The sequence below is a fragment of the Propionivibrio limicola genome, from assembly GCF_009469695.1.
In the GTDB taxonomy this organism is placed as follows: domain Bacteria; phylum Pseudomonadota; class Gammaproteobacteria; order Burkholderiales; family Rhodocyclaceae; genus Propionivibrio; species Propionivibrio limicola.
In genome coordinates, this window is the sequence record NZ_SSSR01000003.1 from 228198 (window position 1) to 240104 (window position 11907).

At 59.3% G+C, this 11907-nt stretch carries 10 protein-coding genes; 6 read left to right on the forward strand and 4 right to left on the reverse strand.

The features are described from left to right. The first annotated feature begins 69 nt into the window (after positions 1–69). A complete protein-coding gene (locus GH659_RS05020) occupies positions 70–1113 on the forward strand; it encodes an efflux RND transporter periplasmic adaptor subunit (protein ID WP_153109718.1) in 1044 nt (347 codons plus the stop codon). After that, on the forward strand, positions 1110–4154 hold the full coding sequence (locus tag GH659_RS05025) for an efflux RND transporter permease subunit (RefSeq protein WP_153109720.1): 3045 nt from the start codon (positions 1110–1112) through the stop codon (positions 4152–4154). The genes GH659_RS05020 and GH659_RS05025 overlap by 4 nt, the downstream gene beginning before the upstream one ends. A gap of 284 nt (positions 4155–4438) precedes the next feature. Here the strand turns inward: GH659_RS05025 and miaA are convergent, their stop codons facing one another. Further along, positions 4439–5395: a tRNA (adenosine(37)-N6)-dimethylallyltransferase MiaA gene (gene miaA / locus GH659_RS05030; protein WP_153109722.1), complete on the reverse strand. Its 957-nt coding sequence runs from the start codon at positions 5393–5395 to the stop codon at positions 4439–4441. After that, positions 5392–7236: a DNA mismatch repair endonuclease MutL gene (gene mutL / locus GH659_RS05035; protein ID WP_153109724.1), complete on the reverse strand. Its 1845-nt coding sequence runs from the start codon at positions 7234–7236 to the stop codon at positions 5392–5394. Before mutL ends, miaA begins: the two co-directional genes overlap by 4 nt. Positions 7237–7297: 61 nt before the next feature. Here mutL and GH659_RS05040 point away from each other — a divergent pair, with 61 nt between their 5' ends. Beyond that, positions 7298–7960: a DedA family protein gene (locus tag GH659_RS05040; RefSeq protein ID WP_153109726.1), complete on the forward strand. Its 663-nt coding sequence runs from the start codon at positions 7298–7300 to the stop codon at positions 7958–7960. Between the two features lie 36 nt (positions 7961–7996). Here GH659_RS05040 and GH659_RS05045 read toward each other — a convergent pair whose 3' ends face one another. Together GH659_RS05045 and GH659_RS05050 are read right to left on the reverse strand one after the other, a co-directional pair. Further along, positions 7997–8872, reverse strand: a complete 876-nt coding sequence (locus tag GH659_RS05045; protein ID WP_153109728.1) for a phosphoribulokinase — start codon at positions 8870–8872, stop codon at positions 7997–7999. A 27-nt stretch (positions 8873–8899) separates the two neighbouring features. After that, positions 8900–9970: a class 1 fructose-bisphosphatase gene (locus tag GH659_RS05050; RefSeq protein WP_153109729.1), complete on the reverse strand. Its 1071-nt coding sequence runs from the start codon at positions 9968–9970 to the stop codon at positions 8900–8902. A gap of 234 nt (positions 9971–10204) precedes the next feature. On the opposite strand from GH659_RS05050, the gene rplM reads away from it, so the two are divergent. The 3 genes from rplM to erpA all read left to right on the forward strand — a co-directional run bounded on the left by rplM (position 10205) and on the right by erpA (position 11681). Then, positions 10205–10633, forward strand: coding sequence for a 50S ribosomal protein L13 (rplM, locus tag GH659_RS05055; protein WP_153109731.1), 429 nt, complete (start codon positions 10205–10207; stop codon positions 10631–10633). 9 nt (positions 10634–10642) lie between these two features. After that, a complete protein-coding gene (gene rpsI / locus GH659_RS05060; protein WP_153109733.1) occupies positions 10643–11035 on the forward strand; it encodes a 30S ribosomal protein S9 in 393 nt (130 codons plus the stop codon). A 295-nt stretch (positions 11036–11330) separates the two neighbouring features. Next, on the forward strand, positions 11331–11681 hold the full coding sequence (gene erpA, locus GH659_RS05065; protein ID WP_153109777.1) for an iron-sulfur cluster insertion protein ErpA: 351 nt from the start codon (positions 11331–11333) through the stop codon (positions 11679–11681). The last annotated feature ends 226 nt before the right edge of the window (positions 11682–11907 follow it).

Below are 11907 nucleotides of genomic sequence, written 5' to 3' on the forward strand. Positions count from 1 at the left end.
CTTGTCGCGCGTACGCGGCGCCTTCCGGCTGTTCCTTTTTTTGTCGAGACGAGTGAAAGTCAGAGCGTTATGCCAAACAAGAAACATCATCCCTGGGTTTTGACGGTTGCCATTCTTGGTTTGCTGGGCGTGGCCTATTGGGCGCACTGGGCCAATTCCCGGCACGGCGGCCAACTCGTGACGCCGGCGCTATCCGGTGCAGCGGTGCCCGGCAAGCCGGCGGGAGGCATGCCGTTGCCGGTGGAGACGGTCAGGGCCGAAGCGGCTGAATTGACGCTTGATGCAACGGCAGTCGGTTCGTTGCGCTCGAACGAGTCGGTTATCCTGCGCCCGGAAACGGCTGGACGGATCGCGACGATCAATTTCCGTGATGGCACGGCGGTCGGACGCGGGAGCGTGCTGGTTGGCCTTGATGCGGCGATGCAGGGCGCCGAGTACGATCAGGCCAAGGCCAGCCTCGGCCTTGCGCAGATGAACGTGAAGCGTACGCGCGAATTGTTCGAGAAGAAATTCGTTAGCCAGCAGGCGCTCGACAATGCCGAGGCCGCGCTGAAGGTGCAGGAGGCGGCGCTGGCGCTGGCTGAGGCAAAACTGGAGAAGACCCGCCTCAAGGCGCCGTTCGCTGGCGTCGTCGGGATTCGCAACGTGAGTATTGGCGATTACGTCAAGGAAGGGCAGGAGCTCGTCAATATCGAGGATATCGGGACATTGAAAATTGATTTCCGCCTGCCGGAGTCGTACCTCGGCCAGCTCAAAACCGGGCAGATGCTGGAGGTGTCGACCGATGCGCTGCCGGGCCAAACTTTTGCGGCGCGGCTGGAGGCGATCAATCCGCTCGTCGATACGGCGGGGCGGGCGATTTCCTGCCGCGCCCAGCTCTCGAATGCGGAGGGTCGTCTGCGTCCCGGCATGTTCGTGCGCGTCCGCCTGATTTTCGAAACGCGCGGCAACGTGCTGATGGTGCCCGAGCAGGCCATCGTGCCGGACATGAAGTCACCGTTCGTCTATCGTGTCCGTGCCGGCAAGGCCGAGCGCGCGCCGGTCGTGGTCGTCGAAGTTCCGGTCGCGACGGAAAGCACAACGGGCGAGAAGCCAGCCGGGGCCGCGCGATGAAAATTTCCGACCTGTGCATCCGGCGCCCGGTGTTTGCCACCGTGCTGTCGCTGGCCGTCATGCTGATCGGCCTTGTCTCGTATACCCGTCTGCCGGTACGCGAGTACCCGAAAATCGACGAGCCGGTGGTGACCGTCGATACGACCTATCGCGGCGCGTCGGCCGAGATCGTCGAGTCGCAGATTACCAAGCCGCTTGAGGATTCGTTGGCCGGCATCGAAGGCGTCGATGTCATCACCTCGATTTCACGCCAGGAGAATAGCCAGATTTCGGTGCGCTTCCGGCTCGAGCGCAATCCGGATTCGGCGGCGTCCGACGTGCGCGACCGCGTCTCGCGTGTGCGCAACCGGTTGCCTGCCGATATCGACGAACCGGTGATCGCCAAGGTCGAAGCGGATGCCAGTCCGGTGATCTGGCTGGCGTTTGCCTCCGACCAGCATTCGCCGCTCGAAGTGACGGACATCGCCAACCGTTTCGTCAAGCCGCGCCTGCAGACGCTGCCCGGTGCGGCCGACGTGCGCATCTTCGGCGAGCGCAAGTTTGCCATGCGCATCTGGCTCGACCGCGACCGGCTGGCCGCGTTCAGCCTGACGCCGCAGGATGTCGAGGATGCCTTGCGCAGCCAGAACGTTGAAGTGCCGGCCGGGCGTATCGAGAGCGCCAGCCGCGAGTTTTCGGTGGTGGCCAAGACCGACCTGACACAGCCGGAACAGTTCGCCGACATCATCGTCAAGCAGGCGAGCGACGCCCGCGGCAGCTATCCGGTGCGCATCGGCGATCTCGGGCGCGTCGAGCTCGGTGCCGCGGCCGAGCGCAGTTCCGTGCGCTTCAAGGGTAAGCCGGCCGTGTCGCTGGGCGTGATCAAGCAGGCGACGGCTAATCCGCTCGATCTGTCGAAGGCGCTGCGCGCCGAACTGCCGCGCATCGAGAGCGAGTTGCCGAAAGGCATGAGCGTCGATATCGCCTACGATTCTTCGGTGTTCATCGACCGTTCGATTCAGTCGGTGTTCTCGACGATCGGCGAGGCGATCGTGCTGGTGCTGCTGATCATCTTCTTCTTTTTGCGCAATCTGCGCGCGACGCTGGTGCCGCTGGTGACGATCCCGGTATCGCTGGTCGGTTCGTTCGGCCTGATGTATGCGCTCGGTTTCTCGATCAATACGCTGACGCTGCTGGCGCTGGTGTTGGCCATCGGTCTTGTCGTCGATGACGCGATCGTCGTGCTGGAAAACATCTTTCGCCACATCGAGGACGGCATGCCGCGCCGCGAGGCGGCGTTCAAGGGCGCGCGCGAGATCGGTTTTGCCGTCGTCGCCATGACCATCACGCTGGCTGCCGTCTACGCGCCGGTGGCTTTCATGACCGGGCGCACCGGCAAGCTCTTCGTCGAGTTCGCGCTGACGCTGGCTGGCGCCGTGCTGGTGTCGGGGTTTGTCGCCCTGACGCTGTCGCCGATGATGTGCTCACTGATGCTGCGTCACGAGGCAAAGCACAACCAAGCCTACGTGCGCATCGAGAATTTCCTGAATTGGCTGACACAGGGCTATCGGCGCGTGCTGGCCAGACTGCTGGAACGGCGCTGGCTGGTCATGGCCGGTTTCGCCGTGGTTGCCGTGGCCAGCGTGGGGCTGCTGAAGACGCTCAAGTCCGAACTGGCGCCGGTCGAGGATCGCGGCGTCATTCTCGGTGTGTTCGTCGGTCCGGAAGGGGCGACGCTCGACTATACGGAAAAGTATGCCCATCAGCTTGAGGGTATCTATGGCAAGACCAAGGACGTCGACCGCTATTTCGTCGTTTCCGGCAATCCGACAGTCAATCAGGGAATTTCCTTTCTCGGCCTGGCCGACTGGAACGAGCGCTCGCGCAAGGCCGGCGACGTGGTCAAGGAACTGATGCCGCAATTCATGCGCATTCCCGGTGTTCTCGCCTTCCCGGTGCAGCCGCCGTCGCTCGGCCAGAGCCCGCGCGAGCGGCCGGTGAATTTCATGGTGGTGACTTCGGCGTCGTACCCGGAACTGCTCGAGGCGACCAACAAGATTCTGGCGGAAGTCGCCAAAAATCCCGGTCTGACCAACGTCGACACCGACCTCAAGCTGAACAAGCCGGAACTGTCCGTGTCGGTGAATCGCGACAAGTCGTCGGACACCGGCGTGCAGATCGAAACCGTTGGCCGTACGCTGGAAACGATGCTCGGTGGTCGGCAGGTGACGCGCTTCAAGCAGGATGGCGAGCAATACGACGTGATCGTGCAGGTGGCGAACACCGACCGCACGACGCCTTCCGACATCCGCGACATCTTCGTGCGCGCCAAGGATGGCAGCATGATTCCGCTCGCCAACCTGATCAAGGTCGATGAGACGGTCAGCCCGCGCGAGCTCAATCACTTCGGGCAGCGGCGTGCGGTGACCATCACCGCCAACCTCGCCCCCGGTTATACGCTCGGCGAAGCGCTGACTTTCATGGAGCAGACGGCCAACAAGGCGCTGCCGCCCGGCTTTGCCGTCGATTATTCCGGCCAGTCGCGCGAATTCAAGACCTCCAGCGCGTCGCTGGCGCTGACCTTCGTGCTGGCGCTGGCCTTCATCTATCTGGTGCTGGCCGCGCAGTTCGAGAGTTTTCGCGATCCGTTCATCATCATGCTGACCGTGCCGCTGTCGATGACCAGTGCGCTGCTGGCCCTGCTGCTCGGCGGAGGTACGCTCAACGTTTACAGTCAGATCGGGTTGGTGACGCTGGTCGGCCTGATCACCAAGCACGGCATCCTGATCGTCGAGTTCGCCAACCAGTTGCAGGAAAAAGGTGTCGGCATCAAGCAGGCGGTGATCGAAGCGTCCGAGCTGCGGCTGCGGCCGATCCTGATGACGACCGGTGCGATGGTGCTTGGCGCCGTCCCGCTGGCGCTGGCGCACGGCGCAGGGGCCGAGAGTCGTCAGCAAATCGGTTGGGTCATCGTCGGCGGACTGTTGCTTGGTACGTTCCTGACGCTGTTTGTGGTCCCGGTGGTCTATACCTTGGTCGCCCGACGCAAGGCGGCGTCATAACGGGGTAAGGCCCGTCTCGCCGTGTGTTCCGCGCGGTGCTCTTTCTGGCTTTTTCCGCGCTATTGGCTATATTGGAAATGTGCTGTGATCAGCGGCAAATCCAGCATGTAGTGGTAGTTGGTGGTGGCAGTGCAGCCGTATTTGCGGGAGACTCGATGGGAAATCATTACAGGTATCGCTTGCGGATGATTGTGTAGCACCCAGACGGCGTTGAGCCGCATACTCCGGCCAGGAGTGCCGGAGGCGAAGTCCCGGAAGCCCATGCACAAAGTTGCATGGGCTTTTTATGTGTGTCGAGCTCTTACGGACAGGAAGGCATCGACACGCTGGCCGATCTGTTGGCAAAGGTCGGTGGCCAGGCAGTCGAAAGTTTCCGGTTTGAGCGTGTTGGCGAGCCAGGTGATCTGGCGCTTGGCAAGCTGGCGCGTGGCATAGATGCCTCGATCGCGCATTTCTCCGTAGGGGGAGATGCCGTCCTGTGCTTCCCAGACCTGCCGGTAGCCGACGCAGCGCATCGATGGCAGGTCGAGTGAGAGTGCGTATTTGTACCGAAGTGCGTCGACCTCCTCTTCCAGCCCCGCGTCGAGCATGGCATCGAAGCGCTCGGCGATGCGGGCGTGCAGGACGGCGCGGTCCGATGGCAGAAGGCCGATTGACAGATAGTCGTAGGCATCGTTTTGCTGGCGGCGGGTTTCGGCGATCAATGCCGACATGGGCCGCCCGGTCAATCGGCAAACCTCAAGCGCACGTTGCAGACGCTGCGAGTCAGTCGGGTGTAGGCGCGCCGCCGTGACGGGATCAAGCTTGGCGAGCTCGGCATGCACGGCGGGCCAGCCATGCGCGGCGGCAAACGCATCGATCTCGGCCCGGAGTTCCGGGTTGGCGTGCGGTAAATCCGAGAGGCCTTCGAGCAAAGCCTTGAAGTACAGCATGGTGCCGCCGACCAGCACGGGGATCTTGCCGCGCGCGGTGATCTCGGCCATCACGGCGAGTGCGTCGCGGCGGAAACAGGCCGCCGAATAGGCTTCCTCCGGGCTGATGAGGTCGATCAGGTGGTGCGGGAAGGCTTTCAGCGTTTCGGCGTCGGGTTTTGCCGTGCCGATGTCCATGTCGCGAAAAACCTGTGCCGAATCGACGCTGATCAGTTCCACCGGATAGCGTTCGGCCAGCCATAGTGCGGCGGCGGTTTTCCCCGAGGCGGTCGGCCCCATGAGCAGGATGGCGGGAGGTCGTGTATTCATCGGCCGCGCAGGAAAAAGGAATCGAGTTCGTGCATCGAGAGCTGCGTCCAGGTGGGCCGCCCATGGTTGCACTGGTCGGCGCGTTCGGTTTCTTCCATCTGGCGCAGCAGGGCGTTCATTTCCGGCACCGAAAGCTGGCGGCGGGCGCGTACGGCGCCGTGGCAGGCCATCGTTGCCAGAAGTTCATTTCTTCGCTCGGTCATCAGTTGCGTCACGCCGTGCTCACGTAACTCGGTCAGCAAGGCGCGCACGAGCGAAGCCGGATCCGCCGCTTGCAGCAGGGCGGGGATGCTGCGCACGGCCAGTTGCGTCGGTCCCATCGCAGCAATCTCGAATCCCATGTCGTGCAGGGCGTTGGCGTGTTCTTCGGCGGTGGCGACCTCCAGGCCGTTGGCCGAAAAAACGGCCGGGATCAGCAGCGATTGAGTGGCGACAGACTGGTCATCAAAAGCGCTCTTCAGCTTCTCATAAACGATGCGCTCGTGTGCCGCGTGCATGTCGACAAGCACCAGCCCCTGCGCGTTCTGGGCAAGGATGTAGATGCCATGCAGTTGCGCCAGCGCGTAGCCAAGCGGCGGTATTTCGGGAGATGTGTCGACCGGGGAGGGTGCGAGCGGCGTGCCGGCGGTTGTCTGTGCGCCGAACTGTAGCCGCGCCGAAGTACCCGGAAGCGGCGAATGCGCCGCCCGGCTGAACGCGTAATAGGCGGCGGTTGCCGGTTCGCTGATGCTCAGCGATTGCTGGACCACTGGGGGTGCGTAGTTTGTTCTCGGTTCCGTGCGAGAGGTTGCCGGCAGAGAAGGCGCGGGCCGAGAGGTTGTGGCGCTTGCGTCCGTGCCCATTGGGGCTGACAGCGCCTTTTGAACGGCGTGGAAAACAAATTGATGCACCGCGCGGCTGTCGCGGAAGCGTACCTCGGTTTTGGCCGGGTGGACGTTGACATCCACCGCCGTGGGGTCGATTTCGAGAAACAGGCAATAGGCCGGATGGCGACTGCCGTGCAGCATGTCCTGATACGCTTCGCGCAAAGCATGACTTAACAGTTTGTCGCGCACGAAGCGGCCGTTAACGTAGCAGTACTGGCCGTCGCTGCGCGCCCGCGAGTGTGCTGGGATTGCGCAATGACCGGACACGCGCAGAAGGCCGGAGCCAGTGTCGACAGCGCGCGATTCGGCGAGAAAGGCTGGGCCGAGAATGGCGCCGGCGCGTCCCGCGGCGTCGCTTTTCGGCAGATGGAGGCCGGTGCGGCCGTTGTGGGTCAGGGTGAATGCGACCGAAGGGTGGGCCAGCGCGATGCGTCGGAAGGCGTCGGCGCAGTGGGCGAATTCGGTCGCTTCCGCTTTGAGGAATTTTCGTCGGGCCGGCGTGTTGTAGTAGAGGTCGCGCATCTCGATGACCGTTCCGGCGACCAGCGCGGCCGGTTCTGGTTCGGTGCCGGTTTCAGCCTGCAGCCGCCATGCGTGCGAGGCACCTGCTTGCCGGCTGGTAAGCGTCAGTCGGGCGACCGAAGCGACCGAAGCGAGCGCTTCTCCACGAAACCCGAGCGTGCCGACGCGCTCGAGGTCTTCCAGCGTGGCGATTTTCGACGTGGCATGGCGAGTGAGCGCCAACGCCAGTTGATCCTTGGCGATGCCGCAGCCATCGTCGCTGATGCGGATCAGTTTGACGCCACCTTCTTCCAGTTGGACGTGGATGGCGGTGCTGCCGGCATCAAGCGCGTTTTCGAGCAGTTCCTTGAGTACGGATGCCGGGCGTTCGACGACTTCACCGGCAGCAATCTGGCTGATGAGCAGATCGGGTAAAAGCTGGATGGCGGGGGTGGGGCGAGTGTTCTGGTGCATGCGCGGATTATACCGGCGGGGCTTCGGGTAAAATGCCGCTTTTGTGTGTGGCGCCGTCGAGATGGAATTTCTTACGCTTTTCGTGGATATGTTTGCGGGTTTTGCCGATGTTGTGCTGCATCTCGACAAGCACCTTGCGTTGCTTGTCCTGCAATATGGTGCCTGGATCTACGCCATTCTTTTCGTCATTGTTTTCAGCGAAACGGGGTTCGTGGTAACGCCGTTCCTGCCGGGAGATTCGCTGCTTTTTGTTGCCGGCGCGTTGGCCGCCCTTGGGCAAATGGATATTGCTTTGCTTGTTGGTGTGCTTCTGGTGGCAGCGGCCGTCGGCAACATGGTGAATTATCAGATCGGCCGTTTTCTTGGGCCGAAAGTGTTCCAGTGGGAAAACTCCCGCTTTTTCAATCGTGATGCGCTCGTCAAGACGCATGCCTTCTATGAACGGCACGGTGGAAAAACGTTGGTGTTGTCGCGCTTTCTCCCTTTGTTCAGAACCTTTGCGCCTTTCGTCGCCGGTATTGGATCGATGAGCTATCCACGCTTTTTGTTCTTCAACCTGGTGGGGGCGGTCGGCTGGGTGGTTTCGCTGACCTTGGCTGGATACTTTTTCGGCAACCTGCCTTGGGTTCAGAGAAACCTGAGTGCCGTGATCATCGGCATCATCTTCGTTTCTCTGGTGCCGGTCGCTATCGGCTGGTTTAAACAGCGTCAGGCCAGCGCCTGAGAAAGTCTTCTGGAACGGTCGGGCGGATTGAGCTATTCAACGCGCACGGCGTTTCTTGTCCATCAGCTGCATGATCATCGGGGTAAAAATGATCTGCATGGCCAGCTCCATTTTTCCACCGGGGCAGACGATGCTGTTCGGGCGTGACATGAACGAGTTGTCGAGCATGCTTAGCAGGTAGGGGAAGTCGATGCCCTTTGGGTTGCTGAAGCGAATAACGAGAAAACTCTCGTCCAAAGAGGGGATGTCGCGGGCAATCAGAGGGTTCGACGTGTCTACGGTCGGCACGCGCTGGAAGTTGACGTGGGTCTTCGAGAATTGCGGGCAGATGTAGTGCACGTAGTCGGGCATCCGGCGCAGGATCGTATCCATTACCGCTTCCGTCGAGTAACCTCGCAAGGCTTTGTCGCGATGGATCTTTTGTATCCATTCGAGGTTGATGATGGGAACGACGCCGACGCGCAGGTCGACATGGCTGCCGATGTCGACCTTGTTGGTCTTGATTACGCCATGCAGTCCTTCGTAAAAGAGCAGGTCGGTGTTTTCCGGAATGGGGTGCCATTCGGTAAAGGTGCCAGGCGCTGCGCCATACAGTTTTGCCTCTTCTTCGTCGTGAATGTAATGACGGCTCTTGCCGCGGCCGGTTGCTCCGTATTCACGGAATAGGCCTTCGAGATTCTCCAGCAGGTTGGCTTCGGGGCCAAAGTGGCTGAAGTTGTGATTTCCGGCCGCTGTCTCTTCGTCCATCTTGGCCTGCATTGCTCCGCGGTCATAGCGGTGAAAACTGTCCCCCTTGATGATTTCCGCGTTGATTTTTTCGCGCCGGAAAATATGCTGGAACGACTTGGTAATTGAAGTCGTTCCAGCGCCAGATGATCCGGTGACGGCAATGATGGGGTGTTTGATCGACATGAAGTGTTTCCTGTTTCCCGTTGCTGGCTATTCGATACGGAATAGGGAGCGTGTCCCGAAGAGCGGCGATGTGAAGGGCTTGTCTTCCCCGTTCTGGTATTCAACGTGGTATCGATTGATGCGTTCGACTTCATTGCGCGACCCAAGAATCGCGGGAACGCGCTGATGCAGTGATTCTGGCTTGACATCAACGACGGGGTCGTAGCCTGTTGAGGCAAGTCCGCCAGCCTGTTCGACAAGCATGGCCATCGGATTGGCCTTGTGCAGCAGCGCGATGCGGCCCGGGTCGCCGAGGTCTGCGTTGATGCGCGGGCAAATGAAGACGCCGCCGCGAATCAGCAGGCGATGGACGTCGGCAACCATTGAGGCGGCCCAGCGCATGTTGAAATCCTTGTGTCGTACGCCAGTTTGTCCGTCAAGGCATTCTTCCACGTAGCGCCGGATCGGAGGCTCCCAGAAGCGGTTTTTCGACGCGTTGATCGAAAAGATTTGAGTGTCGGCGGGAGCTTGCAAGTTTGGGTGGGTTAGCAAGAATTCCCCTATCTCCCTGTCCAGCGTAAAGCCGTGCGTGCCGGTGCCAACCGTCAGCACAAGCATCGTGGACGAGCCATAGAGCGCGTACCCCGCAGCTACTTGGTGTGAGCCAGTCTGAAAAAAATCGGCGGCCGAAACGGGGGCGTCCTCTTCGGGGCAGTACAAAATCGAGAAAATGGTGCCTACGGAGAGGTTGACGTCGAGGTTAGTCGCTCCATCAAGCGGATCGAACACCAATAGGTACTTTCCGCGCTGTCCGGCCTCCGATGCGACAAAAATATCATCCAAGTCCGCGGAAGACATGGCGGCGACGTGGCCGCCCCAGGCGCAATGCTGAATGATTGTTTGCTCGGCCAATGATTTGAGCGTTTTCGGGATTGCCTCAAGGGGGGTTGGAGTTGCGAACGAATGGCTCGAGAGAATGCCCCGCGAGACGGCCTGCGAGATTGCCTTGCAGGAACGTACAATGTCGCTTACCAGCATCGAGAAGTCGCCTTCGAGCATAGGGTTTCGGCGTTGTTCCTCGATCAGGAATTTGTTAACGTTGGTGCGTCCGAGTAGCATCAGGGGGCTTCCATCTGGTTGCAAAAAGTTCGGGGAGGTGAGGGTTGCAGTCGCGATTTTACTCGACTCTGTCTGTGTTTTTCGAGCAACGACGGGAGCTCTGGGGGTGGGGGGGTGAAAAAAACGATTGGAGAGATTTTTTCTTTTTGTACAGCAGATTGATTGACATGTTTGGCCGGTTTGTAATAGCATGACCGGCTTTCCGTTATCAGGCATACAAGGACGGCGTTTCAAATGAAGACTTTTTCCGCCAAATCGCATGAAGTAAAGCGCGAGTGGCTTGTGGTCGATGCCACCGACAAGGTGCTCGGTCGCCTTGCTACCGAAATCGCTCGCCGCTTGCGTGGTAAGCACAAACCAGAATTTACTCCTCACGTTGATACCGGCGATTTTATCGTTGTTACTAATGTCGAGAAGTTGCGCGTGACCGGCAATAAGGCGCAAGACAAAAAGTATTATCGCCATACCGGTTTTCCGGGCGGTATTTACGAAACGAGTTTTATCAAGATGCAGCAGCGTTTCCCGGCTCGTGTTCTTGAGAAGGCTGTCAAGGGGATGCTCCCGAAAGGGCCGCTCGGTTACGCCATGCTCAAGAAAATGAAGTGCTATGTGGGTGATGTGCATCCGCACGCGGCTCAGCAGCCGAAAGTTCTGGAACTTTAAGAGGTCGAAATGGCTGAAAATTATTTTTATGGCACGGGGCGTCGCAAAAGCGCCGTGGCTCGTGTCTTCATGAAGCGTGGCTCGGGAAATATCACCGTTAATGGAAAACCGGTTGATGAGTTCTTTTCCCGCGTTACCGGGCGCATGATTGTTCGCCAGCCGCTTGAGTTGGTCGAGCAGGCCGCCGGTTTTGATATTCTCGTCAATGTTTCCGGTGGTGGTGAGTCTGGCCAGGCCGGCGCTGTGCGTCATGGTATTACCCGTGCGTTGATCGAATACGATGCTCAGTTGAAGTCGGTTCTTTCCAAGGCGGGCTTTGTGACCCGTGATGCCCGCGAGGTTGAGCGTAAGAAGGTGGGTCTGCATAAGGCGCGTCGCCGTAAGCAGTTCTCCAAGCGCTAAAAATTTCTGTTCGCCAGCAAAAGCCGCCCATGGGGCGGCTTTTGTTTTTTTTGGTTGTCCGGACTATGATTGCGCACTTGCCTGGGTGGTGGTCGCAAAATGCGAATATTGTTTTTCGGTTCCCCGGTGAATGGTGTCGCAGATCGCCGTCCTTTTGTGGGTGTCGGCCGGAACTTCTTCGGTTGCATTGGGTTCGAATGCATGGTGCCAAGTGGGAGTGGCTCGCTCGGTGGTTTTTGTGTTAGTCGATGGTGTGTTCTTCGCCAACGCATTTTGTCATTTGAAAGGGTTTGTTATGGGCGCAGTTGCAGAGATGCCTTTGCCGTTTGTTTTTACTGATAGTGCTGCGAATAAGGTGAAGGATCTGATCGCGGAGGAGGGTAATCCGGATTTGAAGTTGCGGGTTTTTGTTACCGGAGGGGGGTGCTCAGGTTTTCAGTACGGGTTTACCTTTGATGAGGTTGCAAATGAAGACGATACGGCGCTTGAGAAAAATGGCGTAGTCCTTCTGGTTGATCCGATGAGTTATCAATATTTGGTTGGGGCGGAGATTGATTACACCGAGGGGTTGGAGGGGGCGCAGTTTGTGATCAAGAATCCGAATGCAACGTCCACTTGTGGGTGTGGTTCTTCGTTTTCTGCCTGAGAGTGTTTTTGGGCTTTAAAAAAGTGGCGATGGGTGTTGACATTCTTGTTAGTTTCTGTAGAATGCACGCCTTCGCTTCTGACGCGACGCGAAACGAAGCGGATGAAGAAGTGGTGATGAGTAGTTAGTTCTTTAAAAATTGGGTAATTGATAGGTGTGGGTTTTTGGTCGAGCGGTATCTGCGCAAGCGGATACGGCAAAAAGATTTGAAACTCGCACGATGTAA

Coding starts and splice junctions, on each gene's coding strand:
- GH659_RS05025 (WP_153109720.1), top strand. CDS start 1,110: ATGAAAATTTCCGACCTGTGCATCCGGCGCCCGGTGTTTGCCACCGTG.
- rpsI (WP_153109733.1), top strand. CDS start 10,643: ATGGCTGAAAATTATTTTTATGGCACGGGGCGTCGCAAAAGCGCCGTG.
- GH659_RS05045 (WP_153109728.1), bottom strand. CDS start 8,872: ATGTCGATCAAACACCCCATCATTGCCGTCACCGGATCATCTGGCGCT.
- erpA (WP_153109777.1), top strand. CDS start 11,331: ATGGGCGCAGTTGCAGAGATGCCTTTGCCGTTTGTTTTTACTGATAGT.
- mutL (WP_153109724.1), bottom strand. CDS start 7,236: ATGCACCAGAACACTCGCCCCACCCCCGCCATCCAGCTTTTACCCGAT.
- GH659_RS05020 (WP_153109718.1), top strand. CDS start 70: ATGCCAAACAAGAAACATCATCCCTGGGTTTTGACGGTTGCCATTCTT.
- GH659_RS05040 (WP_153109726.1), top strand. CDS start 7,298: ATGGAATTTCTTACGCTTTTCGTGGATATGTTTGCGGGTTTTGCCGAT.
- rplM (WP_153109731.1), top strand. CDS start 10,205: ATGAAGACTTTTTCCGCCAAATCGCATGAAGTAAAGCGCGAGTGGCTT.
- miaA (WP_153109722.1), bottom strand. CDS start 5,395: ATGAATACACGACCTCCCGCCATCCTGCTCATGGGGCCGACCGCCTCG.
- GH659_RS05050 (WP_153109729.1), bottom strand. CDS start 9,970: ATGCTACTCGGACGCACCAACGTTAACAAATTCCTGATCGAGGAACAA.